The 23,917-nt window shown below is 72.1% G+C and carries 22 protein-coding genes and 1 pseudogene; 10 read left to right on the plus strand and 13 right to left on the minus strand.

All coding sequences use genetic code 11. The features are described 5' to 3' along the window. Positions 1-20 precede the first annotated feature (20 nt). From QQM72_RS01130 to mce, 7 genes are all read right to left on the minus strand, one after another. Entirely contained in the window at positions 21-902 is an 882-nt protein-coding gene (locus QQM72_RS01130; protein WP_314218891.1) for an ABC transporter permease subunit, read from the minus strand. Next, complete coding sequence (locus QQM72_RS01135) at positions 899-2,209, minus strand: ABC transporter ATP-binding protein (RefSeq protein WP_314218892.1); 1,311 nt, start codon at positions 2,207-2,209, stop codon at positions 899-901. Before QQM72_RS01135 ends, QQM72_RS01130 begins: the two co-directional genes overlap by 4 nt. Positions 2,210-2,319: 110 nt before the next feature. Continuing rightward, complete coding sequence (locus QQM72_RS01140) at positions 2,320-3,090, minus strand: ABC transporter permease (protein WP_314219154.1); 771 nt, start codon at positions 3,088-3,090, stop codon at positions 2,320-2,322. Between the two features lie 2 nt (positions 3,091-3,092). After that, the gene (locus tag QQM72_RS01145) at positions 3,093-4,070 is read right to left on the minus strand and encodes an ABC transporter ATP-binding protein (RefSeq protein WP_314218893.1); all 978 of its coding nucleotides are present in this window, start codon (positions 4,068-4,070) and stop codon (positions 3,093-3,095) included. Between the two features lie 85 nt (positions 4,071-4,155). Further along, positions 4,156-5,094: a coiled-coil domain-containing protein gene (locus tag QQM72_RS01150; RefSeq protein ID WP_314218894.1), complete on the minus strand. Its 939-nt coding sequence runs from the start codon at positions 5,092-5,094 to the stop codon at positions 4,156-4,158. Positions 5,095-5,277: 183 nt separating this feature from the next. Then, complete coding sequence (gene scy / locus QQM72_RS01155) at positions 5,278-9,159, minus strand: polarized growth protein Scy (protein WP_314218895.1); 3,882 nt, start codon at positions 9,157-9,159, stop codon at positions 5,278-5,280. 232 nt (positions 9,160-9,391) lie between these two features. Next, positions 9,392-9,832: a methylmalonyl-CoA epimerase gene (mce, locus tag QQM72_RS01160; RefSeq protein WP_314218896.1), complete on the minus strand. Its 441-nt coding sequence runs from the start codon at positions 9,830-9,832 to the stop codon at positions 9,392-9,394. Between the two features lie 151 nt (positions 9,833-9,983). Between mce and QQM72_RS01165 the strand changes: the two genes are divergently transcribed. The 3 genes from QQM72_RS01165 to QQM72_RS01175 all read left to right on the plus strand — a co-directional run bounded on the left by QQM72_RS01165 (position 9,984) and on the right by QQM72_RS01175 (position 13,897). Further along, positions 9,984-11,195: an acetyl-CoA C-acetyltransferase gene (locus tag QQM72_RS01165; RefSeq protein ID WP_314218897.1), complete on the plus strand. Its 1,212-nt coding sequence runs from the start codon at positions 9,984-9,986 to the stop codon at positions 11,193-11,195. A 56-nt stretch (positions 11,196-11,251) separates the two neighbouring features. After that, positions 11,252-12,208, plus strand: a complete 957-nt coding sequence (gene meaB / locus QQM72_RS01170; protein ID WP_314218898.1) for a methylmalonyl Co-A mutase-associated GTPase MeaB — start codon at positions 11,252-11,254, stop codon at positions 12,206-12,208. A gap of 462 nt (positions 12,209-12,670) precedes the next feature. Continuing rightward, complete coding sequence (locus QQM72_RS01175) at positions 12,671-13,897, plus strand: MFS transporter (RefSeq protein WP_314218899.1); 1,227 nt, start codon at positions 12,671-12,673, stop codon at positions 13,895-13,897. Between the two features lie 31 nt (positions 13,898-13,928). On the opposite strand, the gene QQM72_RS01180 is transcribed toward QQM72_RS01175, so the two are convergent. Next, on the minus strand, positions 13,929-14,525 hold the full coding sequence (locus tag QQM72_RS01180; RefSeq protein WP_314218900.1) for a PepSY domain-containing protein: 597 nt from the start codon (positions 14,523-14,525) through the stop codon (positions 13,929-13,931). A 230-nt stretch (positions 14,526-14,755) separates the two neighbouring features. On the opposite strand from QQM72_RS01180, the pseudogene QQM72_RS01185 reads away from it, so the two are divergent. Continuing rightward, positions 14,756-15,805: pseudogene (locus tag QQM72_RS01185) on the plus strand (sensor histidine kinase); the annotation flags it as partial. Between the two features lie 76 nt (positions 15,806-15,881). On the opposite strand, the gene QQM72_RS01190 reads toward QQM72_RS01185, so the two are convergent. The 4 genes from QQM72_RS01190 to QQM72_RS01205 all read right to left on the minus strand — a co-directional run bounded on the left by QQM72_RS01190 (position 15,882) and on the right by QQM72_RS01205 (position 18,544). Then, positions 15,882-16,358 carry a MarR family winged helix-turn-helix transcriptional regulator gene (locus QQM72_RS01190; RefSeq protein WP_314218901.1) on the minus strand — a complete coding sequence of 159 codons (477 nt, stop codon included), beginning with the start codon at positions 16,356-16,358 and terminating at the stop codon, positions 15,882-15,884. A gap of 92 nt (positions 16,359-16,450) precedes the next feature. After that, the gene (locus QQM72_RS01195; protein WP_108222053.1) at positions 16,451-17,257 is read right to left on the minus strand and encodes an AIM24 family protein; all 807 of its coding nucleotides are present in this window, start codon (positions 17,255-17,257) and stop codon (positions 16,451-16,453) included. Positions 17,258-17,259: 2 nt separating this feature from the next. Continuing rightward, a complete protein-coding gene (locus QQM72_RS01200) occupies positions 17,260-17,910 on the minus strand; it encodes an AIM24 family protein (RefSeq protein WP_314219155.1) in 651 nt (216 codons plus the stop codon). Between the two features lies 1 nt (position 17,911). Further along, a complete protein-coding gene (locus QQM72_RS01205) occupies positions 17,912-18,544 on the minus strand; it encodes an AIM24 family protein (RefSeq protein ID WP_037736072.1) in 633 nt (210 codons plus the stop codon). Positions 18,545-18,714: 170 nt separating this feature from the next. Between QQM72_RS01205 and QQM72_RS01210 the strand changes: the two genes are divergently transcribed. The 3 genes from QQM72_RS01210 to QQM72_RS01220 all read left to right on the plus strand — a co-directional run bounded on the left by QQM72_RS01210 (position 18,715) and on the right by QQM72_RS01220 (position 20,519). Beyond that, positions 18,715-19,059: a DUF3817 domain-containing protein gene (locus QQM72_RS01210; RefSeq protein WP_314218902.1), complete on the plus strand. Its 345-nt coding sequence runs from the start codon at positions 18,715-18,717 to the stop codon at positions 19,057-19,059. After that, positions 19,056-19,358, plus strand: a complete 303-nt coding sequence (locus QQM72_RS01215) for an MTH1187 family thiamine-binding protein (RefSeq protein WP_314218903.1) — start codon at positions 19,056-19,058, stop codon at positions 19,356-19,358. The genes QQM72_RS01210 and QQM72_RS01215 overlap by 4 nt, the downstream gene beginning before the upstream one ends. 147 nt (positions 19,359-19,505) lie before the next feature. After that, positions 19,506-20,519: a matrixin family metalloprotease gene (locus QQM72_RS01220; RefSeq protein WP_314218904.1), complete on the plus strand. Its 1,014-nt coding sequence runs from the start codon at positions 19,506-19,508 to the stop codon at positions 20,517-20,519. Here QQM72_RS01220 and QQM72_RS01225 read toward each other — a convergent pair. After that, positions 20,513-21,499 (minus strand): ArsR/SmtB family transcription factor, encoded by a 987-nt coding sequence (locus QQM72_RS01225; protein ID WP_314218905.1) that lies wholly within the window; start codon positions 21,497-21,499, stop codon positions 20,513-20,515. The genes QQM72_RS01220 and QQM72_RS01225 overlap by 7 nt on opposite strands. Positions 21,500-21,572: 73 nt before the next feature. Here QQM72_RS01225 and QQM72_RS01230 point away from each other — a divergent pair, with 73 nt between their 5' ends. The 3 genes from QQM72_RS01230 to QQM72_RS01240 all read left to right on the plus strand — a co-directional run bounded on the left by QQM72_RS01230 (position 21,573) and on the right by QQM72_RS01240 (position 23,788). Then, positions 21,573-22,865 carry an MFS transporter gene (locus QQM72_RS01230; RefSeq protein ID WP_314218906.1) on the plus strand — a complete coding sequence of 431 codons (1,293 nt, stop codon included), beginning with the start codon at positions 21,573-21,575 and terminating at the stop codon, positions 22,863-22,865. 11 nt (positions 22,866-22,876) lie between these two features. Then, positions 22,877-23,386 (plus strand): MarR family winged helix-turn-helix transcriptional regulator, encoded by a 510-nt coding sequence (locus tag QQM72_RS01235; protein ID WP_020131140.1) that lies wholly within the window; start codon positions 22,877-22,879, stop codon positions 23,384-23,386. A 63-nt stretch (positions 23,387-23,449) separates the two neighbouring features. Further along, complete coding sequence (locus tag QQM72_RS01240) at positions 23,450-23,788, plus strand: DUF3817 domain-containing protein (protein ID WP_057603486.1); 339 nt, start codon at positions 23,450-23,452, stop codon at positions 23,786-23,788. Positions 23,789-23,917 lie beyond the last annotated feature (129 nt).

Genomic DNA, 23,917 nt, shown 5'->3' on the forward strand with positions numbered 1-23,917 from the left:
CAGCCGTCGGCCGTCAGACGTCAGACGTCGCGCTTCTCCAGCAGGGCGAAGGCGCCGCCGAGGACGACGGCGGTCACGCCGAGCGCGATCCACAGCGGGTCCCAGCCGCTCGGCCCGCTGTCGCTGAGCGAGGACGAGTAGAACACGCTCAGCTGGTTCGGGATCGAGTACTCGAACAGGGCCTGGCGCAGGTCCTCCAGCGAGGACGAGAACATGAAGATCGCGATGACCAGCGGGGCCAGCAGGACGCCGATCATGATGGTGATGGCGCCGGCCGAGTGCCGGATGATCGAGCCGACGGCCAGCGAGATCAGCCCGAGCAGCGCGATGTAGAGGGACACTCCGAAGGTGGCCTTCAGCCACTCCGAGCCGGTCGGCTGCCGGGCGTCGCCCAGCATGCCCACGTCCACCACGGCGACGAAGCCCGAGGACACGAGCGTCACGACGAACGCGACGGCGAAGAACACGACCGCCTTCGCGGCGAGCACCCGGCCGCGCGACGGGCAGGCCACCATCGTCGTGCGGATCATGCCGGTGCCGTACTCCGAGGCCGTGGTCAGCACGCCGAGCGTGATGACGCACATGCTGCCCAGGAGCAGCCCGAAGAAGCCGAACGACAGGGCGGTTTCGCCCGCGAGGTCCTCCTCGGTCGCGTTCGCGGCGACCACCGCGCCGGCCAGCAGTCCGATGCCGATGACGAGCAGCACGAACACGCCCAGCGTCCACATCGTGGAGCGCACCGAGCGGATCTTCGTCCACTCCGAGGCGATGGCGTGCCCGAGGTGCGTGCGCACGATCGGGATCGGCGAGGTGTAGGCGGGGCCGGCCGCGGCGTACGCGGGACCGGGCGCCCCCTGCCAGGCGGGCGCGGCCTGCGGCGACGGGTGCTGCGGGGTGCTCATCGGGCGTCCTCGGACTTGGTCGGGGCGGCGTCGGGGGCGGGAGCGGCGGGCTCGGCGGGAGCGGCCGGAGCCGGCTCGGCCGGGGCGGCCACCGGGGCGGGCCCGGACGGTGCCGCCGGCGACGCGGCGGCCGGCTGGGCCGGGGCCTGTGCGGGCGCCTGCGCGTACGGGTTGGCCCCGTTCGGGCCGGGTGCCGGGGCGGGGGCCCCGGGGGCGCCGTACGCCCCGTAGGAGGCCGCCGGGGGCGCCTGGGCCGGCTGCTGCGGCGGCGCGTATCCGGGGTGCTGCGGGGGCGGCGGGGCGTACCAGCCCGGCTGGCCCTGGCCCGGCACCGGCATGGGCGGCTGCGCGCCGGGCGCGAGCTGCTGCTGGAGACCGGCCTTCTGGTCGATGGTGGACCGGTAGTCGACGGCGCCCTGCGTCATCCGCATGTACGCCTCTTCCAGCGAGGCCTGGTGCGGCGACAGCTCCCACAGGCGTACGTCGCTCTCGTGGGCGATGTCGCTGATGCGGGGCAGCGCCAGCCCGGTCACCCGCAGCGCGCCGTCCTGCTCGGGCAGCACATGGCCGCCCGCCTCGGTGAGCGCGGAGGCCAGCTTCTCGCGCAGCTGGGGTTCGGTGTGCGGGGTGCGGACCCGAGCGAAGTCGGCGGAGTTGGCCGAGATGAAGTCCGTCACGCTCATGTCGGACAGCAGCTGCCCGCGCCCGATCACGATCAGGTGATCGGCGGTCACCGCCATCTCGCTCATCAGGTGGGAGGAGACGAACACCGTGCGGCCCTCGGCGGCCAGCGACTTCATCAGGTTGCGGACCCAGAGGATGCCCTCCGGGTCGAGGCCGTTGACCGGCTCGTCGAAGAGCAGCACCTGCGGGTCGCCGAGCAGCGCGGCCGCGATGCCGAGCCGCTGGCCCATGCCCAGGGAGAAGCCCTTGGAGCGCTTGCGTGCCACGTCCTGGAGGCCGACCACGCCGAGCACCTCGTCGACCCGCCGGGCCGGGATGCCGGACAGCTGGGCCAGGCTCAGCAGGTGGTTGCGGGCGTGCCGGCCGCCGTGCACCGCCTTGGCGTCCAGCAGGGCACCCACCTGGCGGGCGGCGTTCGGCAGCTTGCGGTACGGGTAGCCGCCGATCGTCACCGTCCCGGCGGTGGGGTTGTCCAGACCCAGGATCATCCGCATGGTGGTCGACTTGCCCGAGCCGTTCGGCCCGAGGAAGCCGGTGACGGCGCCGGGCCGCACCTGGAAGGAAAGGTTGTACACAGCGGTCTTGTCGCCGTAGCGCTTGGTCAGGCCGACTGCTTCGATCATGCTCCGCACCCATCGAAAGGTTCAGGACAGCAGGGCACACGCCCCCGTAAGGGTTAGGAGGATATCGGGGCGCTGACGGTTCCGCTCAAATGAAAGCAAAGACCAAAGCGTTACGCGTCGCGTTTCTTCAGCAGGAGGTAGCCGCCCGCGAGCGCGGCGAGGGCCCACAGCGCCATGATGGCGAACCCGCCCCAGGGCCCGTACGGGGTGTCGTCGTCGATCGGCGTGACCACCCGCATGATCTTGCTGCCGGCCTGGTCGGGCAGATACCGGCCGATCTTCTTCGTCGCCGGGACGTTGCCGAGGATGTTGGAGATCAGGAAGAAGAACGGCATCAGGATGCCGAGCGACAGCATCGGCGAGCGCAGCATCGTGGCCACGCCCATCGAGAAGACGGCGATGAGGGTCATGTACAGGCCACCGCCGATGACCGCCCGCAGGACCCCGGTGTCCCCGATCGACGCCTTGTGGGAGCCGAGCATGGCCTGCCCCAGGAAGAACGTGACGAAGCTGGTGGCCAGCCCCACGGCCAGCGCGAGCCCGGTGGCCACCGCGATCTTGCTGAACAGGAAGATGCCACGCTGCGGCACGGCGGCCAGCGAGGTGCGGATCATGCCGGTGCTGTACTCGTTCGACACGACCAGCACCCCGAACACGATCATCGCGAGCTGACCGAGGCTCATCCCGGCGAAGCTGATGAAGGTGGGGTCGAAGGAGAGCCGGTCGTCGCGGCTCATGTTGTCGAACTCGTTCCTGGACAGCGCCGAGATCAGCATGCCGAGGGCGATGGTGACCACCACGGCGAGCGAGAGCGTCCACACGGTGGACGCCACCGACCGGATCTTGGTCCACTCCGACCGGATGACCTGGGTCGCCGCCATCATCAGCTCCTCGTCCGGTCGTCGCCCCACCGCGGTCCGGGCTGCTCGAACCGTCCGAGCGGGCCGGGGGGCGTGTCCGTGTGCGCGTGGTACTCCACCGACTCCGCGGTCAGCTGCATGAACGCCTCCTCCAGGGAGGCCCGCTGGGGGCTCAGCTCGTGCAGCACGATCTGGTGCCCCGCGGCCAGCTCCCCGATGTGCTCGGACTTGTCGCCGTCGACCTCGAGCACCCCGCTGCCGGACTCGACGACCAGGACCCCGGCGCCGTGCAGCACGTCGAGCAGCCGCTCCCGCTGCGGGGTGCGGATACGGACGTACGAGCGCGAGTTCCGCGCGATGAAGTCGGCCATCGAGGTGTCGGCGAGCAGCCGGCCCTGCCCGATCACGATCAGGTGATCGGCGGTCAGCGCCATCTCGCTCATCAGGTGGGAGGAGACGAACACGGTCCGCCCCTGCGCGGCCAGCGACTTCATCAGGTTGCGGATCCAGTGGATGCCCTCGGGGTCGAGTCCGTTGACCGGTTCGTCGAACATCAGGATCCGGGGGTCGCCGAGGAGCGCGCCCGCGATGCCCAGCCGCTGGCCCATACCCAGCGAGAACCCCTTGGCCTTCTTCCTCGCCACGGAGGTGAGACCGACGGTGTCCAGCACCTCGTGCACCCGGCTCTTCGGGATGCCGTTGCTCTGCGCCAGGCACAGCAGATGGTTGAAGGCGCTGCGCCCGCCGTGCATGGCCTTGGCGTCCAGCAGGGCGCCGATGTACCTGAGGGGGTCCTTCAGCCGGTCGTAGTGCTGCCCGTCGATCCGGACGTCCCCGGCGGTCGGCCGGTCGAGGCCCAGCATCATCCGCATGGTGGTGGACTTGCCCGCGCCGTTGGGACCGAGGAAGCCCGTGACGATGCCCGGTCTGACGGCGCAGGTGAGGTTGTTCACCGCGACCTTCTCGCCGTACCGCTTCGTCAGGCCGGACAACTCGATCATGCGGCCACGCTAGAGCGCGGCGAAGCCCTCTGCCACCGGAGTGGCAGAGGGCTTCGCCGATGTTCGGTCGCCGTACCCGTGGACGTTACCGGGACTGCTGCGCCGGGACGCCGCGGGAGATCGGCTCGTCGTCCGTGGACGGCGAGCCGGCCGCGGCCACCGCGGCGCCGGTCAGCGTGGCGAGCATCTCGCGGACGTTCGTCAGCTGGGCGTTGATCGAGTCGCGGCGGTTGGTGAGGGCCGCCAGCTCGCGCTCGGACTCGGAACGGATGCGGTCCGCCTTGGCATTGGCGTCGGCCACGATGTCCTCGGCCTGGCGCTGCGCCGTCTCGACGGTCTGACGGGCCCGGCGCTCGGCGTCGGTACGCAGCTTCTCGGCCTCCAGGCGCAGCTGCTCCGCGCGGTGCTCGATCTCCGCGAGACGCTTCTCCGCCTTCTGCTGACGCGACGCCAGGTCGCGCTCCGACTGCTCGCGGCGCTTGGCGAGGTTGGTCTCGAAGTCGGCGGCGGCCTGCGCGGCCTTGGCGCGGGTCTCCTCGAAGAGGGCGTCCGCCTCCTCACGCTTCGACTGCGCGTCCTTCTGCGCCTCGGAACGCAGCTGCGACGCGTCGCTCTTGGCCTTCTCGACGATCCGGACGCCCTCGTCCTCGGACTTGGCCTTGCGCTCCGCGGCGAACGACTCCGCGTCGTTGCGCACCTGCTGAGCCGCCGACTCGGCGAGCTCGCGGTGCTGCTCGGCCGCGCGACGGGCCTCCTCGCGCAGATCCTTGGCCTCTTCCTCGGCGAGGCGGAGGATCTTCTCGACACGCGCGCCGAGACCGGCGTACGACGGCTCCGCGTCGCTTACCTGAGCCTGGGCGTTCTGCGTCTCGAGGTGGAGCTCCTCGATGCGCTTTTCCAGAGCAGTGATACGGGCCAGAGCGCTGTCACGGTCGGAGACGAGCTTCGAGATGCGTTCGTCCACCTGAGCGCGGTCGTACCCACGCCGCACAAGCTCGAAGCCGTAGGGGGAAGTGTCGCTCATGGGGTTCCTGTCGAATGAGACCGGTGAGGTGATAGGTGGAATCCTAGGGGCCTGAGCGGTGTGTCATCGAGCGTATGCGTGTTTGATCTGGAGAATGACACCCCTTTTGGGTGGCTGAGCGGCAGAGCGCTTGCCAAAGGTCCGGTCAAAGGCATCAGACTTTAACGCAATTCACACATTCCGCTAGCTGTCCGACGCCTTCCCACCCGATCGGGGCGCTCCGATGGCGGCGCCCGCCTTGACGCCCCCGTCCTTGCCGCCGGTCGGCACCTCGAAGGATTCCAGCGCCTCCAGCACGTCCTGGACCCGGGAGATCTCGGCGTTGATGTCCTCACGCCGGCGCACCAGGACCTCCAGCTCGCGCTTGCCCTCCTCGACCGTGCGCCGCGCCTCACGGATCGCCTCGGCCTTGAGCTCCTCGGCCTCCCGCACGAGCGTCGCCTTCTTCTGCTCGGCCTCCTTGAGCAGCCCCTCGGCCTTCTTCACGGCGGCGATGCGGACCTTGCCCGCCTCGGAGTTGGCGTCCGACACCAGCTCCTTCGCCTTCGCCTGCGCCTTGGCGAGCTGCTCCTCGGACGCCTTGATGAGCGCGTCGCAGCGGTCACCGGTCGACTTCATCGTCTCGGCGGCCTCGCGGCGGGCCCGCTCGTGCAGCCCCTCGATCTCGCTCGTGATGCGGTCGCGCAGCTCCTCCGCCCGCTCCCTTATGGCGGTCGCGTCCCGGCGGGCGCCGACCAGCAGTTCGTCGGCGTCCGTACGGGCCTTCTCCACCCGGGAGTTCCCGTCGACGGTCGCCTCGGAGACCAGCCGCTCGGCCTCGTTGCGGGCCGCGCCGACCATCGAGTCGGCCTGCGCCTCCGCGTCCGCCGTGACCTGCTGCGCCTGCTGCTGCGCCTCCGTGAGCAGCTTGTCCGCCTCGGCCGCGGTCTCCGTGATGAGCGTGTCGACCTGCTCGGCCGCCTCGGAGCGCCGCTTGTTGGCCTCCTTGCGGGCCTCGTCCAGCGTCGAGTCGGCCTCCTCGCGGGCGACGCTCATCAGCCGGTCGGCCTCCGCGGCCGCCGACGCCCTGACACGCTCGGACTCGGTACGGATCCGCTCGGCGTGCTGCTGCGCGGAACCCACCGTCTCGGCGGCCTCGGCGCGCAGCCGCTCCGCGTCCCCGGCGGCGTCCGAGATCAGCTTCTCCGCCTTGGCGACCGACTCGGCCCGCAGCCGGTCGGCCTCCGCGATCGTCTCGGACTGGAGGCGCTCGGCCTCCGCGATGGTCTCCGTCTGGAGCCGCTCCGCCTCGTTGCGGGCCTCGGTGATGAGGGTGTCGGCCTGCGTCGCCGCGTCCGAGCGGATGCGGTTGGCGTCGTCCCGGGCGTCCGCACGGGTGCGCGAGGCGTCCTGGTCGGCCTGGGCGATGGCGTCCGAGACCTCGGTGCGGACCCGCTGGGCGTGCGCGGACGCCTCCGAGCGCAGCCGCTCCGCCTCCGCGATCGCCTCGCCGACGGTCTGCTCGGCCAGCGCCTGCGCCGCCTCCGACGCCTCGCTCGCCTCGCGCCGGACCCGGTTGGCGTCCTCGGCCGCCCGCTCCTGCACCGCGTAGGCGTCGGAACGGACCCGGTCCGCCTCCTCCTCGGCCTCGCGCCGGGTGCGCTCCGCCGCGTGCTCGGCGGCGGACCGCAGCCCGTTGATCTCGTCCTGCGCCTGCTCGTGCAGCCCGGCGACGGACTCCCGCACCTGCTGCGCGTGCTGCTCGGCCGCCGACACCATCTCATTGGCCCGCCGGTCGGCCTCCTCGACCAGCCGGACGGCCTCGGTCTGCGCCTCCTCCACGCGCTTGCGCGCCGAGGCCAGCAGTTCCTCGCTCTGCCGACGGGCCTGCTCGCGCTCCTGGTCGGCCTCCTGGCGGGCGGAACCGAGGAGCTCCTCGGCCTCGCGGCGGCGCCGCAGCGCCTCCTCCTGGGCGGCGGCCAGCGTCTCGGACGCCTCGGTGGCCAGCCGCTCGGCGGCGGCCTGCGCCTCCGCGCGCACCCGGTCGGCGGTGTCCTGCGCCTCCGACTTCAGCCGCTCCGCCTCGGCGGCGGCCTCGGAACGCAGCCTTACCGCGACGGCCTCACCCTCGGCGCGCGAGGCGGACGCGTCGGCGGCGGCCTCGTTGCGCAGCCGGTCCACCTCCGCGGCGGCCTGCTGGTGGAGGGTGCGGATCCGCTCCGCGGCCTCCGAGCGCAGCCGCTCGGTCTCCTCGCCGGCCTCGCGGCGGATCCGCGCGGCCTCCTCGCGGGCGTCGGTCAGCGCCTGCTCGGCGGAGGCGAGCCGGGCCTCCGCCTCGGCGTGCAGCCGGGCCAGCTCCTCGGCGGCCTCCGCCTGCCGGGCCTCGACCCCGCGTTCGGTCTCCTCGCGCAGCTCGCGCGCGGCCTCCTCGGCGTTGGAGGTGATGGTCTCGGCCAGCTCCACCGCCTCGTCGCGCTGGCGCTCGGCCTCCGCGCGGGTGCGCTCCAGGGTCTCCTCGGCCTGCCGGCGCAGCGTGGTGGCGCGCTCGATGGCCTCGGTGCGCACCTTCTCGCTGTCCGAGGTGGCCTTCTGGCGCAGCTCGTCGGCGTCGGCCTTCGCCTTGGACAACAGCTCCTCGGCGGTCCTGGCCGCCTCCTCGATCTGCTGGACGGCCTCCTTGCGGGCCTCCGCGCGGATCTTCTCGCCCTCGGCGACCGCGTCGGCGCGCAGCTGCTCGGCCTCGCCGCGCAGCCGACGGGCCTCCTCCTGGAGCTCGACCGTCTTGGCGCGGTACTCCTTGGTGTCGTCCTTCGCCGAGCCCTTGAGCTGCTCGGCGATGTCGTGCGCCTCGGCCCGCAGCCGGTCCGCCTCGGTCTCCGCCTCACGGCGGATCCGCTCGGCCTCCTCGGCGGCGGCCTTGGTGGTGTTCTGCGCGTCCTCCTGCGCCCTGTTCAGGACGTCCTCGGCGGTCTTCGCCGCCTTCGACAGCTGGGTCGCGCTCTCCTCGGCGGTGAGCGTGCGGGCCTTCTCGGAGGCCTCCGCGACGATCTTCTCGGCCTCGGTGCGGGCGTCGGCGACGAGCTGCTCGGCGGCCTCCTTGGTCGCCTCGGCCTCCTTGGTGGCCTCGGTGACGAGCCGGGCGACCTGCTCCTTCGCCGTACGGGTGCGCTGCTCCTTGGCCGCCTCCGCGCCGGCGAGCGCCTTCTCGGCGGCGGCCTTCGCCTCCGCGAGCACCTTGTCGGCCTCGGCCTGCGCCTTGCGCAGCGCCTCCTCGGCCTCGGACATGCGCTGCTCGGCGGCGCGGCTCAGCTCACCGGCCTGCCGGCGGGCCGCGTCGGACTCCGTGACGGTGGAGGTGCGCAGCTGCTCGGCGTGGTCGCTGGCCTCCTGGGCCTGGCTGGAAGCGGCGTTCAGCAGCCGTTCGGCGTCCGTGCGGGCCCGCAGCAGCAGCTGCTCGGCCTCCGCGCGGGTCGCCTCGGCGTCCGCCTGGAGCCGCTGACGGGCCTCCGTGGCCACCCGTTCGGCCTCGGCGCGGGCGGCCGTCAGGGCCTGCTCGGCCTCGGCCCGCGACTCGTCGAGCAGCCGGCGCGCCTGAGCCTCGGTGCGGGCCCGCAACTGCTCGGCCCACGCCACGTTCTCGTTGACGTGCGACTCGACGTTCTGCCGGCGCTCGGCCAGCTCCTGGTCGAGCTGCTGACGACGGGCCACCGCCTCCTGGTGCAGCTCCGCCTGGAGCCGGGCCGCCTGTTCGGCGTGCTCCTGGAGGATGCGCTGCGTCTGCGCCCGGGTCTGGCTCAGCTCCCGTTCGGCGTCCTGCCGCAACTGGTCGGCCTGCATCTGCGCGTTACGCAGCATCTGCTCGGCCTGGTACCCGATGTCGCCGCCGTCGAAGGCGGGCCGGGACATGATGGTGCGCCGCGCCTCGTGCAACTTGGCGCGCAGCACCTCGACCTGGTAGCCGAGGTCCTCGGCATGCTGGATCGCCTTTTCCCGCTCGGTCTTCAGCCGCTTCATCTCGGCTTCGAACCGAGTCAGGTGGTCGACGTCAGCCGCCGGTTCCCGCTCCTGGCTCTCGTAGCCCCGCACTGCGCGGTCCCATCCGTCCCTGGTCGCAAGCTTCCCGAACGAGCTCCGTCCATCCGCCGAACGGGGCTCCCGGGGAATGGTGTCAGATCAACGGCGGAGCACGGGCTGCTGCCCCGACGCTCGCCCCCCGAAACCCGGACCCCGGCTGCGTCCCGCCGCCGTACGGCAGGACCGGGTCGCCCCGGTGTGAGCGGCGACCGTCCCCAACCCTACCGGCCCATATGTACGAGGGTCAGTGCTCAGGTGACTCAACGGGCGCCGAAGTGACCAGTTCTGTCAGTACTCCGTGGCAATCCTTTGGATGCAGGAAGGTGATTCGTGACCCCATGGAGCCGCGTCGAGGCTCTTCGTACAGAACGCGTACGCCCTTGTCCCTGATGTCCGCGGCGTCCGTGTCGACGTCCGCCGTACCGAAAGCGATGTGGTGGACGCCCTCGCCGTTCTTGTCGAGCCACTTGGCGACGGCCGAATCCGGTCGTGTCGGCTCCAGGAGTTGCAGGTACGAGGCCCCGCCGTCGGACGTATCGTTGATCTTGAGCATGGCCTCGCGCACGCCCTGCTCCTCGTTGACCTCGGAGTGGAACACCTCGAAGCCGTACGTGGAACGGTAGAACTCGACGGTTGCGTCGAGGTCGTGGCAGGCGATCCCGATGTGGTCGATTCGCGTCAGCATGTTGTCAGTGGAGCGCGGCCGCGATGGTTACGCAACGTGCGCGCGATCACACCGACGGCCCGATGACGGCACGGAGTGCCACTCAGTACATTCGAAGTAAACCCTCGTTCATTCCTCGGCCCGTGCAGGCCGGTAAGGGGAATCGCAGCTCATGACTGACTCGACTGGTTCCAACGGCACGACCTCGGTGATCGTCGCGGGCGCGCGGACGCCCATGGGACGACTGCTGGGCTCCCTGAAGTCCTTCTCCGGAGCCGACCTCGGCGGCTTCGCGATCAAGGCCGCCCTCGACCGTGCGGGGATCGGTGGCGACCAGGTTCAGTACGTGATCATGGGGCAGGTGCTCCAGGCCGGGGCGGGGCAGATCCCGGCCCGTCAGGCCGCGGTCAAGGCCGGCATCCCGATGAGCGTCCCGGCTCTCACGGTCAACAAGGTGTGTCTGTCGGGCCTCGACGCGATCGCGCTGGCCGACCAGCTGATCCGTGCGGGTGAGTTCGACATCGTGGTGGCCGGCGGCCAGGAGTCCATGACCAACGCCCCCCACCTGCTGCCGAAGTCCCGCGAGGGCTTCAAGTACGGCGCGATCGAGATGCTCGACGCGATGGCGTACGACGGTCTGACCGACGCCTTCGAGAACATCGCCATGGGCGAGTCCACGGAGAAGCACAACACGCGGCTCGGCATCGCGCGGCCCGAGCAGGACGAGATCGCCGCGCTGAGCCATCAGAGGGCCGCCGCCGCGCAGAAGAACGGCATCTTCGAGGCCGAGATCACCCCGGTCGAGATCCCGCAGCGCAAGGGCGAGCCGGTCGTCTTCAGCAAGGACGAGGGCATCCGCGCCGACACCACCGCGGAGTCCCTCGGCAAGCTCCGCCCGGCGTTCACCCGGGACGGCACGATCACCGCGGGCACCTCCTCGCAGATCTCCGACGGCGCGGCGGCCGTGGTCGTGATGAGCAAGGCGAAGGCCGAGCAGCTGGGCCTGTCCTGGATCGCCGAGATCGGCGCCCACGGCAACGTGGCCGGGCCGGACAACTCGCTCCAGTCCCAGCCCTCCAACGCCATCCTGCACGCCCTGAAGAAGGACGGCCTGGAGGTCTCCGACCTGGACCTGGTCGAGATCAACGAGGCCTTCGCCGCGGTGGCGGTGCAGTCGATGAAGGACCTCGGCGTCTCCACGGAGAAGGTGAACGTGAACGGCGGTGCGATCGCCCTCGGCCACCCGATCGGCATGTCCGGCGCCCGCCTCGTCCTGCACCTGGCCCTGGAGCTCAAGCGCCGGGGCGGCGGTGTGGGCGCGGCCGCGCTGTGCGGCGGCGGCGGTCAGGGTGACGCGCTGATCGTGCGGGTACCCAAGGCCTGAGCACCGACGCGCCCCTCGTGCACGTCTCACCCTGAACGGATCTGAACGGAGCTGTGATGCAGGACGTCTCCTCGCTGGTCGCCCAGGCCAGGGAAGGCCGGCCACGGGCCGTGGCCCGGCTGATCTCCCTGGTGGAGGGGGCGTCCCCGCAGCTCAGGGAGGTCATGGAGGCGCTGGCCCCGCTCACGGGCAACGCGTACGTGGTGGGTCTGACCGGTTCACCGGGCGTGGGCAAGTCCACGTCGACGTCCGCGCTGGTCACCGCCTACCGCAAACAGGGCAGACGCGTCGGGGTGCTGGCCGTCGACCCCTCCTCGCCGTTCTCCGGCGGCGCCCTGCTCGGCGACCGTGTCCGGATGTCGGAGCACGCCTCCGACCCCGGCGTCTACATCCGCTCGATGGCCACCCGCGGCCACCTGGGCGGCCTCGCCTGGTCGGCCCCGCAGGCGATCCGGGTACTGGACGCGGCAGGCTGCGACGTGATCCTGGTCGAGACGGTCGGCGTCGGCCAGTCGGAGGTCGAGATCGCCTCGCAGGCGGACACCAGCGTCGTCCTGCTGGCCCCGGGCATGGGCGACGGCATCCAGGCCGCCAAGGCCGGGATCCTGGAGATCGGCGACGTCTACGTCGTCAACAAGGCGGACCGGGACGGCGCCGACGCCACCGCCCGCGAGCTGAACCACATGCTCGGCCTCGGGGAGGCCCGTGGCCCCGGGGACTGGCGCCCGCCGATCGTGAAGACGGTCGCCGCCCGCGCCGAGGGCATCGACGAGGTCGTCGAGGCACTGGAGAAGCACCGCGCGTGGATGGAGGAGCACGGCGTCCTCACCGAACGGCGCCGCTCACGCGCCGCCCGCGAGGTCGAGACGATCGCCGTCACGGCCCTGCGCGAACGCATCGGGGACCTGCACGGCGACCGCAGGCTGAGCACGCTCGCCGACCGCATCCTCGCCGGCGAACTGGACCCCTACCGGGCGGCCGACGAACTCGTGGCGGGGCTCACCCAGGGCTGACACACGGCGGACGCGCCACCGACGCGGGGAGGGGCGGGACCGGGACGTGGGCCCCGTGTGCGTCGTGCGCTGCGGTCGGGCAGCGCGCCGGTCGCGTCCCGGCGTCGCCTTCGGCGGGACGCGACGGACGGGCCCGACGCCGGAGGCGACGGAGGACACAGGCAGGGCCGGCACGGGCAGGGCCCGCCTGATCAGGGTCTGCGCGTCCACGACCGGCCCGGGACAGCCGGCCGGCCGAACATCCCGTGGAGGGCGACGGCCTCCCGCCGGACCCCGGGACGAGCCGACGAGCTCTTCACAAAAGCCCTCGTCGGGCGCCGGACCGCGCTGATACGGTCGCGTTCATGTTCCTTCTCCTGGCATAGGGCCCGCCTCGCCCGTGATCGGTGAGCGGCTACGGCCGCCCCGCTCGCGGCGATCAGGCGTCCCCTTTTTCTCCTGCCATGAGTCGAGGAACTCCTCATGTCCGCTTCGCCTGCCGTGCGGCCTTCGTATGCCGTCGTCCTGCGCGTTCCGCACGCCCGCCGTACCTTCGCCGCCGCCCTGACCGGACGGCTGTCTTACGGGATCGTCCCGCTGTCCCTGATGCTCGCCGTGACCCGTTCCGCGGGCTCGTACGCGGTGGCGGGCACCGTGATGGCCCTGTTCGGAGCCACCACCGTCTTCCTGTCGCCCGCCCGGGCGGCCCTCATCGACCGGCACGGTCCACGCCGGGCACTCCTCCCGATGACCGCCGCCTACCTCGCGGTGCTCGTCCTGCTCACCCTGGCCCTGGCGCGCCCGGCCGGAGCCCCGACCCCGGTGCTGGGCGCCCTGGCCGCCGCCGCCGGCGCCTGTGTGCCGCCGCTGGGGCCGACCATGCGGGCGGTGTGGGGGAGGCTCACCCCGGACCGCGCCCTGTTGCAACGCGCGTACAGCCTCGACGGGGTCGCCGAGGAACTCCTCTTCGTCACCGGGCCGTTGCTGGTCGGCGTGCTCGTCGGATTCGCACCCCCGGCTGCGGGGATCGTCGTCGGGGCGGCCCTGATGGCCGGGGGGACGGCCGGGTTCCTGTCGTCGCCGGCCGTGCGGGCGGTGGAGCCGGGGAAGGCCACCGTGCGGAGGGCCGGCGGCGGTCTGCGCGGACTCGGCCGGCCGGTGGTCGCCATCGCCGGCGTGGGGCTGGCCCTGGGCGTGGTCGATCTGCTGGTCGTGGCGTTCGCCGAGCGCCACGGGCACGGGACCGGCGGGGCCGGCGCCGCCTGGGTACTGGCCGCGCTGTCGGCCGGCAGCGCCGTCGGCGGGCTGCTCAACGGGGCCGTCACCTGGCGGGCTTCGGCCTGGGCGCGGCTGCCGCTGCTCACGGCGGGGCTCGGGCTGACGCTGTGCGGTGCGGGACTCGCGCCGGGGCTCGGCACCCTGGCCGTCGCCGTCGCGGCCGCCGGGTTCTTCGTGTCGCCTGCGATCACCACGGCGTATCTCATCGCCGACGAGATCGCCGCGCCTCAGGCCCGGGTGCGGGCCGGGGCGTGGGTCAACACGGCCGTCAACGCGGGCAGCACGGCCGGTACCGCGGTCGCCGGAGCGCTGGCCGGGCGGCTGCCGGTGGCAGGCTGCTTCGCGCTGACCGGAGCGGTGGTGCTGATGACGGCGGTAGCCGTCGCCGGAGGTGCCCGGAGGGGCACGAGCGATCTCGTGCCCCTCGCCTGACGGCCGGCGGGTCGGACGGTCGGACGGTCGGTCAGTCGTCGAGCTCCTGGGTGACCTTGCCCGTGCGCACGTCGACCTGCCACTCGCCGGCCTTGGCGGTCTCCACGCTCCAGACCGTGGCGCGGTCGTCGTCGTCCAGGTCGACGTCGGTCACCGCGCCCTTGGCGGTGACGGCCAGCGCGGCCTCGCGGGCGTCCACGTCCGCGCCCTTCAGCGCGGCGAGCTCCGCACGGGCGTCGTCGGCATCGTCGTCGGCGTCGTCGGCGTCATCGGTGTGGCGGTGGACGCCGAGGACCTTGCCGGTGTCGGGGGCGACGGCGACGGTCCGCTCGACGCCGTCGGCCTGGACGACCTCCACGTGCCAGGTGCCCGCGTCGGCGCCGTCGTCCTCCCGGTCGGCGCCGACGGCGGTGCCCGGCGTGTGCCGCAGCGCGGCCGCGATCACCTCGGCGGCGGTCGCCTTCGAGGAGCTCGCCGTGCTCCCCTCGGCCGGGTCGGCGGCCACCGGGTCCGCGGCCCGCACCTCGGCCGCGCCGGTGCGCGCCTCGTCGTCCGCGAAGGCGACCGTCGTACCTCCGCCGATCACGACGGACGCGGCGACGGCGGCGATGACGAGCTTGCGCTTCATGGGGTTCCTCCCGATGGGTGTGCTCTCGGCCTGCTTCGGCTTCGACGCGGACCAAGCTGCCCGAACGGAGCTGAAGGCACGCTGAAGCAGCCTGAAGATCGCTTCAGGTTCGGTTTGGGACCCTGGTGCCATGCGGCTGTTGATCGTGGAGGACGAGAAGCGACTGGCCCGGTCGCTCGCCGGCGGCCTGCGGGAACGGGGGTCTCGACGACGACTCCGCCCGGGACTCGCTCGAACCCGGCGAGATCGGCGACGAGACCCGCTTCGGCGACGGCTCCGCGACCGTCGACGGCGACGCGGCCGACTACCGCTTCGCCGCCGTGGACGTCGAGGACCCGGAGAAGGGCCTGCTCACCGTGTGCGCGGGCGCGTCGCTGGCGGCTGAGCAGAGCGCCGTGCGCACCGCGCTCACCGTCATGCTCATCGGCTTCCCCCTGCTGCTCGCCGTGGTCGCGGGAGTGACCTGGCTGGTCACCCGGCGGGCGCTGCGCCCGGTCGAGGACATCCGGCGGGAGATGGCCGCGATCACCGCCGCCGCCGAGCTGACCCGCCGGGTGCCCGAGCCGGACACCCACGACGAGGTCGCCCGGCTCGCCCGCACGACCAACGAGACGCTGGCCGCGCTGGAGACCTCCGTGGAGCGTCAGCGCCGGTTCGTCGCCGATGCCTCGCACGAGCTGCGCAGCCCCATCGCCTCGCTGCGCACCCAGCTCGAGGTGGGTGTCGCGCACCCCGGGCTGCTGGACGTGCCGGGCGCGGTCGAGGACACCGTGCGGCTCCAGCGGCTGGCCGCCGACCTGCTGCTGCTCGCCCGGCTGGACGCGGGGGAGGGGCCGGTGGCCGGCGCGCGGGTGGATCTTGCGGCGCTGGCCCGGGAGGAGGCGGCCGGACGACCGGACGTGACGGTGGTGGTGGAGCCCGGGGAGCGGGCGCCCGGGGAGGTGGCCGGATCGCGGGTGCAGCTGCGGCGGGTGCTGGCCAACCTGCTCGACAACGCGCACCGGCATGCCCGTTCGGCCGTCACCGTGACCGTGCGGAGGGCGGGCGGGCAGGTCGTCGTAGAGGTCGCCGACGACGGGGACGGGGTGCCCGAGGCGGACCGGGAGCGGATCTTCGAGCGGTTCGTACGGCTCGACGACGCCCGTGGCCGTGACGACGGCGGGGCGGGCCTCGGTCTGGCGATCGCCCGCGACGTGGCCGTCCGGCACGGTGGCACGCTCACGGTGCGCCGGACGCCGACAGGCGGAGCCCTGTTCGAGCTCCGCCTGCCGATCGCCTGAACCCGGTCTCCCGGACAGGCCACCCGGACAGGTCACCCGGACCGATCGCCTGAACCGATCGGTCGCCGGGAGTCCCTCACGGGCGTCCCCGCTGCCCGCGGAGGTGTTCCGCGACGGGCTTCAGGGCCTTGGACAGTTCTGTCGTGGCATCGGGGGAGAGGTGGTCGACGAAGTGCCGCCGCACGGACTCCACATGATGGGGAGCGACCTTCTGCATCGTCTCCAGGCCGTGCTCGGTCAGGACCGCGTACAGGCCGCGGCGGTCGGACTCGCAGTTCTCACGGCGCACCAGATTGGCGCTCTCCATGCGGGTGATCTGGTGCGAGAGACGGCTCTTGGACTGGAGAGTGGCGGACGCGAGGTCGCTCATCCGCATCCGGACGCCCTCCGACTCGGAGAGATTCACCAGGATCTCGTAGTCGTTCATGGTCAGGCCGAACGGTTGGAGATCCTTTTCGAGCTGGTACATCAACAGCCTGTTGACCTCCAGGTGGGTGCGCCAGGCGCACTGCTCCGCATCGGTCAGCCAGCGCGTGGCCGTTTCGGTCTCCATAATTGAAGTCTACCTAAAATGTTGAAAGGCGAACTAGTGAGGGTGGTGTGACGGTGCGCACGCGTTCGATGTCACACTCCGCAGACTACCGCTCACAGCCCGAAGCGACGCTGGAGGTCCCCCAGCTGTCCGGGAAGGCGCGGTGCGCCGGTTTGCGCGCCGGGGCCCCCACGCCCACCGGGTACGCCGCCCCCGCCGGGCACTCCCGGCTCGTGCGGAACCGCCCCCGTCGCCTGCTCGGCCATGAGCAGCTCGGTCGACTGGAGCAGCACCGTCCCGGCCCCCACGAACTCGAACTGGTGCTCCTCCCCGGAAGCCCCTCCGAGGCCTGTCAGCGCACGTAGACCGCCCATCAGGCCGGTCATGTACCCGTGGTCGTAGTGATGGCACGGAGAGGGGCAGTCGGCCCAGCCGACGAGCGCCTGCGGATCGACCCGGATCGGCGGTTCCATGAACACCACCGGACCGTTGGATGCCGCGACGAACTTGCCGGTTCCGATCAGCGTGAGAAATCCCGGCACGATCGACTGCTTGAGCGACAGGGTTGGCTGAAAAGCGAGCAGATTGCCCGAGCGAATGGTCAGGTTGCCGTCGTCCAGGTCGTACGAATTCACGTCGAAGGCCCGGTCGGCGAGGAGCATCTTGCCCGAGCCCTCCGCCACGACCCAGTCGCTTGCGTGCAGAGGCGAATGGAACGAAGTGCGGACCAGACGGTCCAGACGGCCGTGTCCGATGCCGTTGAAGTCGATCGACCCGTAGTAGGCGATCATCTTCCCCTTCTGGAGGAACCACTGGCTCCCCTTGAGCTCCACGCAGAAGGTGTAGCTGTTCACGTTGTCGTCGACCGGCAAGGTCATCGGGTCGTGCACCGTCGGGCCGCCGCCCGGAGCCCCGTACATGCTCACAGCTTCTCCTCCGACGCCTGGACGAACACCGCACCGCTGCCGCTCAGCTCCAGCTGGAACGCCTCGCCGGAGCCCCGGCCCACCATGTCCCGCCAGCCCAGCGCGGTCGACAGCTTGTTGCGGACGTCGCCGTGGTGGGCGACATAGGCCTGGGGGTCGACATGGACCGGGCGCTGCGGGGTGATCGGCACCTCGAAGACTCCGCCGTGGGCCATCACGGCGACGGCCCCGTGTCCCTTGAGGGTGGTGGTGAACAGCCCCTGCCCGCTGACCTGGCCGCGGACCATGCCCATGACCCCGCCCTGGGAGCCCAGGAACATCGTGCCCTGCTGGAGGGTGCCCTCGAAGGCGAGCAGGCGGTCCGCCTCGACGTACAGGGTCTCGCCGGTGAGCCGGATGACCTGGACGTGGTGGCCGCCGTGCCCGAAGAGGACCGTGCCGCTGCCCTCGACCGTCATCAGGGGGGTGTCCTCGTTGGCGAGCCGCCGCCCGATCATGGACATCACCCCGCCCTGCCCGCCCTGGACGTTCGGGGTGAAGGCCACCTCGCCGCGGTAGGCGAGCATGGCGCCGCGCTGGCTGAAGAGCCGTTGGCCGGGGACGACCGTCGCCTCGACCATCTTGGAGTTGATCTCGCGGAAGGTCATCTCACACATCCCCCGCGATCGTGTTGCGCTCGCTCGGCTGGACGTACACCAGGCCGTCCCCCTCGAACCGGATCTGGAAGGCCTCGCCGCCGCCCTCACCCATGAACGTGCGGAACGTCACGCCGGACTGGAAGGTCTGCCGGACGTTGCCCTGGTGCGCGACGTAGGCCCCTGGGTCGACGGTGAGCGGGTACTGCGGACTGACCCGCAGCACCACGGCCGGCCCGTCCGAGGTGATGGCCGCCTGGCCGGTGCCCTCGACGGTCGTCGTGAACAGCCCGTTGCCCTGGGTCGCGCCGCGCAGTCCCGTGAAACTCGTCCCGGTCCTGAGCCCGGCGTCGGTCGCGAGCAGGTTGCTCGACTCGACGTAGAGCTTGTCCCCCTGGAGCTGCACGAGATTGATCTCGGAGGCGCGATCGGCCAGCCAGCACGTGCCCTGCCCCCTCACCTCCATCATGGTCATCTGCTCGCCGGTGAGCCGCCGGGTGACCATCCCCCGGATGCCCTCACCGCCGCCGCTGAGCTTCTTGAACGCCATCTGCCCGTCGTACGCGACCATCGAGCCGTTCTTCGCCTTCACGGCGTCCCCGGTCACGTCGACGGCGAGCACCTTGCTGCCTTGAAGTCGAAACATCGCCACGCTGCGAAAGGTATCGGCCGGACGGGTGCGCCGAACAGCACCCGGGGGTGGAGAACGACCCTGAACGCACCCTTAGGTGGACCGTTTGCCACAATGGGCGAACGCTTGTGCGTGCATTCACAAACCGACCTGTTCGTCGCCGTACCTCCCCCCGAAGGTGACCCGTGGACCTGAAGACAGCCTCCGCCCTCCGCCGCCTGCGCCTGGTTTCCGCCCCCGAGGCCGTTTCCTTCCTTCTGCTGCTGGTCTGCTCGGTGCTGAAGCGGACCACGGACTTCAACGCGGTGCCCGTGATGGGCGCGGTCCACGGCTTGCTGTTCGTCCTGTACGTGCTCTTCTGGGCGGACGCCTGGAACCGCGCGAGGTGGTCCCTGAAGACCGCGGCCCTCTACTTCGTCCTGTCGGTCCTGCCGACCGGCGGCTTCTTCGCCGAGCGCAGGCTGCGCCGTGAGGCCGAGGACGCGGTCATCGCCTCCCGCGCCCGCCGGGAAACGGCGGCGAAGGCATGATCGTCGCGTTCTCGGTCACGCCGCTGGGCGTCGGCGAGGACGTCGGCGACTACGTCGCCGACGCCGTCCGGGTCGTCCGCGCGTCCGGCCTCCCGAACCGCACCGACGCCATGTTCACCTCCGTCGAAGGCGAATGGGACGAGGTGATGGACGTCGTCCGGCGCGCCGTGGCCGCCGTCGAGGAACGGGCCCCGCGGGTCTCGCTGGTCCTGAAGGCGGACATCCGCCCCGGTGTGACGGACGGCCTGACCTCCAAGGTGGAGACGGTGGAACGGCATCTGGGGGACCGCTCGGCGTAGCGGGAGGGGACGGTAATCGGACACCCGTTTGAGTGATACCTCGAAAGGGTGATATCGGAGGGGGTTTTCGGCCGGTGCCGCCTGGCTAATGTCTCCCGAGGCCGATCGGGTTCCGCGCCGTGGCGTGGCACGGGAGGGGAGTGTGCGGTGGCAGGGCGGCGCGGACCGGGACTGGTCGGCAGGGCGGTCACGGCGCTCCTGGTGGCCGCATCGCTGTCGGTGGTCCACGTGGGGGAGGTGCCCCGGCCGCCCGCGTGCGCACTCGCCCGCGGCGAGCTGACCGTGGACGACCTGCCCGCCGGCTCGTCCGTCCTCGACTGCCTCGCCGTCGGCCGGGTGGTCACCCACGAGGGCGCCGGGGTGGCGGTGCCCGAACCCGGCACGACGGTCAGCGTCGACGCGCTCACGGTGGACGGCTCGGCGCACGGTTTCACTCTGACGGTCGCCGCCGACGGAACGGTCTCCTACGCCTACGCGGCGGCCCCCGAGCCGACCCACGCGGCGGCCCCCGAGCCGACCCACGCGGCGGTGGCCGCCTCCAGGGCCCGCGCCGACGCCCCCGCCCCCTGCGCCGACGGCGCCTACGCCACCGCGGGCCGCAAGGAGTACGGCACGTACGAGTGGTTCATCGGCGACGGGCCCCTGCCGGGCCGGCTCTCCCACGACGAGGGCCGGCGGGCCTTCGAGGACGCCATCGCCACCATCACCACCAGCCGCAACGACTGCGGCTACGACGACACGGTCACGGCGAAGGCCCGGTTCCTGTCGAGCACCGGCAACGAGGCCGGCATCGACGGCGCGGCCCGCTGCACCCAACGGGACGGTCTGAGCGTGTGGGACGCGGGCGACATCGGCGACGAGGCCGTCGCGACGACCTGCTCCTGGAGCCGTCCGGTGCCCGACGGACCAGAGGAACTGCTCGAGGCCGACGTCCGCTTCAACACCCGTGGCTTCCCGTTCACGAACCGCCCGTCCGGCGTCTGCACGCACGCGTACGACATCCGCAGCGTCGCCACGCACGAGGCCGGGCACGTCTTCGGCCTCGGCCACTCCGGCGCCGGACACGAGAACCTGACCATGTACGCGAACTCCTTCGCCTGCTCCACGGACGCCCGCACCCTCGGCAAGGGCGACGTCCTCGGCCTGCGCAGCCTCTACTGAGCCTCGCCCGACACCAGCGCCATCCCCAGCGGCGTCCGCTCGTACAGCACCTGGTGGCCGTAGCGCCGGGACACCAGCAGCCCGGAGTCGCGCAGCACCGTCAGGTGCGCGGAGACCGAGGACGGGGCGAGGCCGAGCCGGTGGGCCAGGGTGGAGGTGGTCGCCGGTTCGTCGAGCGCGCCGAGCACGCCGGCCCGGCCCCGGCCCAGCAGCCGGACGAGCGCCTCGGGGGAGCGGGCGGCAGTGTCGGTCCACAGGCCGCCGATGCCCCGTGCCGGGTACACCAGCGTCGGCTGCCAGGGCGGGTCGAAGCCGCTCACGACGTCCGGCCACGAGAACACGCTCGGCATCAGCACCAGCCCCTGCCCGCCCAGGTGCCGCTCGTGCTCGCCCTTCGAGTCGACGGTCAGGGTCCCGGCCCGCCAGCCGCACCGCCGGTTGATCTCCGGCAGCAGCCCGCCCAGACCCACCTCGGCCAGCCGCCGGGAGTGGAAGGCGACATCCGCCTCCAGCAGGGCGCGCAGCCGGGGCCAGTCGGGTGCGAGCAGGGTGTGCCAGATCTCCTCCAGGACGCCGGTCAGCTCCCGGATCATCCGCTCCGGATCCGTGAGCCAGGCCCGCCCCCGGGGCGAGTCCAGCGCGCCGGGGGTGTCCGCGAGCGAGCGGGCGGTGTCCGCGAGGGCGGCTTCGGGGTCGGCGGCCCGGACCGCGGCGAGCTCCTCCTCGAACCCGGCCGCGGGCCCGACCGGTGGCGGGCACAGCCAGTCGGGGGAGTGCCCCCGGCGCGGCATCAGCAGCCACAGTCCGGTCAGGTCGATCGCTTCGGCGGCGGTACGGATCCGGCGCAGCCAGGGCGCGTGGTAGCCGTGCCGGTCGGGCCGCTTGAGGGTGCGCGCGACCTCCTGCGCCTCCCACAGCGGGGACACGGCGAAGCGGCAGCGCAGGAAGTCGTCCTCCCCGAAGTGCAGGTACGACGGCACGACCTCACCTCTCGAACATTCGGCGGTGACCGAAACACTAGGGCCTGCGCGCCCCGCCGAGCACGCTGCCGTCATGTCAGAAGTCACGACGCCCTCGACGCCCTCGACGCCCGAGCCACCGGCGACACCCGCGACCGGGACGCCACCCGCCGGCTACCTGCGCGTCTTCGCCGTCCGTGAGTTCCGGGCCGTCTTCGCCGCCCATCTGCTGTCCATGCTCGGCGTGATCGTCGCCGAGATCGCGCTGTCCGTCCTCGTCTACGACCTGACCGGCTCCCCGCTGATGAGCGCCCTGGCCTGGGCCCTCGGCTTCCTGCCCTACGTCGTCGGCGGCACCCTGCTCGCCGGGGTCGCCGACCGCTTCCCGGCCCGGCGCGTGCTCGTGGGCTGCGACCTGGTGTGCGCGGTGTGCGTGGTGCCGATGACGGCCCAGGGCGCGCCCCTCGCCGTGCTGCTCGCCCTGCGCTGCTGTCTCGCCGTGGTCTCGCCGGTCTTCGCGGGCACCCGGATGGCCACCCTCGCGGACATCCTCGGCGACGGCGACCTGTTCGTCCTCGGCCGCTCCCTGCTGCGCATCACCGCGCAGAGCGCGCTGCTCGTCGGCTTCGGACTCGGCGGGCTGCTGCTCACCGTCGCCTCCCCGCGCCAGGCCCTGCTCGTCACCGTCGGCACCTTCCTCGCCTCCGCCGCGCTGCTGCGGCTCGGCACCCGCCGCCGCCCGGCCCGGGCCGGGACCGGCGGCGCCCTGGTCACGGACTCCCTCAAGGGGGCCCGGCAGATCCTCGCCGACCGGCGCGTACGGGCGCTGTTGCTGCTCTTCTGGGTGCCGCCGGCCTTCACGGTCGCCCCGGAGGCGCTGTCCGCGCCCTACGCCGACGGCCTCGGCGTCGGCCCCACCGGCCTCGGCCTGCTGATGTGCGCGCTGCCGGTCGGCGCGATAGCCGGCGAGCTGTACGCGGGCTCCCGGCTGCGCCCGGTCACCCGTGAGCGCATCGCGCTGCCGCTCGTCTGTGTGACCCTGCTGCCCTATCTCGGCTACGCCCTGCACCCCGGCCTCGCCGTCTCGCTGCTCCTGCTGGTGGTCTCGGGCGCCGGGTCGGCGTACACCCTCGGGCTCGACCAGTGGATCGTCCGGGACGTGCCCGAGGAGCTCCGCGGACGGACCATGACCCTGCTCACCGCCGGACTCATGACCTCCCAAGGGGTGGGCATGGCTCTCGCCGGGGTGGCCGCGGAGGTGGTGGGCGTGCGGGCCGCGGTCACGGGCGCCGGTGTGCTGGGGACGGTCTGCTGCGTACTGTCGGCCCTGGAGGTCCGGCGGACCGAAGGCCGAGACGGGGCTGACCACGATGTGACCGGCCGGTAAGGTCTGGAGGCGTGCCGAAACCGCCCAGTCTCCCGTTCGACCCCATCGCCCGCGCCGACGAGCTCTGGAAGCAGCGCTGGGGGAACACGCCGTCCATGGCCGCGATCACCTCGATCATGCGCGCGCACCAGATCCTGCTCGCCGAGGTGGACGCCGTGGTCAAGCCGTACGGCCTGACGTTCGCCCGCTTCGAGGCGCTGGTGCTGCTCACCTTCTCCAAGGAGGGCGAGCTGACCATGTCGAAGATCGGCGAGCGGCTCCAGGTGCACCCCACCTCGGTGACGAACACCGTCGACCGCCTGGTGAAGTCCGGCCTGGTCGCCCGGCGGCCCAACCCCAACGACGGCCGCGGCACCCTCGCCGTCATCACCGACAAGGGCCGGGAGGTCGTCGAGGAGGCCACCCGCGACCTGATGGCGATGGACTTCGGCCTCGGGGTGTACGACGCGGAGGAGTGCGGCGAGATCTTCGCGATGCTCCGGCCGCTGCGGGTCGCCGCGCAGGACTTCGACGAGGAGTGACCCGGCCCCGGCAGGGGTGACCCGGGGCAAGATCTCCCGGAACGGGTCGTTACGCTCGTCGGCATGAAGAAGAGCGTGCTGACCCGCTACCGCGTCCTGGCCTATGTCACCGGTGTGCTGCTGGTCCTGCTGTGCCTGGGCATGATCGCCAAGTACGGCCTGGACGTCGACGGGGCCGCGGACTTCACCCGCGTCGTCGCCATCGCGCACGGCTGGCTCTACGTCCTCTATCTGGTCTTCGCCTTCGACCTGGGCTCCAAGGCGAAGTGGCCGGTGGGCAAGCAGCTGTGGGTGCTGCTCGCCGGGACCGTCCCGACGGCCGCCTTCTTCGTGGAGCGCAGGATCAGCCGTGAGCTGGAGGGCCGGATCGCCGACGAGGCTCCCGTGGCCGCCAAGGCCTAGTTCCGGCGCCGATTCCGGAGTCGAGTCCGACGCCGGTTCCCGCACCGGTCCCGCCGCCGTACCCGTGCCGCACGCGCGCGTGTACGGCGGTTTCCGCGTTCGGACACGCACAGTTACTAGGATGTCCTA

This window comes from Streptomyces zaehneri, from assembly GCF_032248645.1.
Classification (GTDB): Bacteria; Actinomycetota; Actinomycetes; order Streptomycetales; family Streptomycetaceae; genus Streptomyces; species Streptomyces coriariae.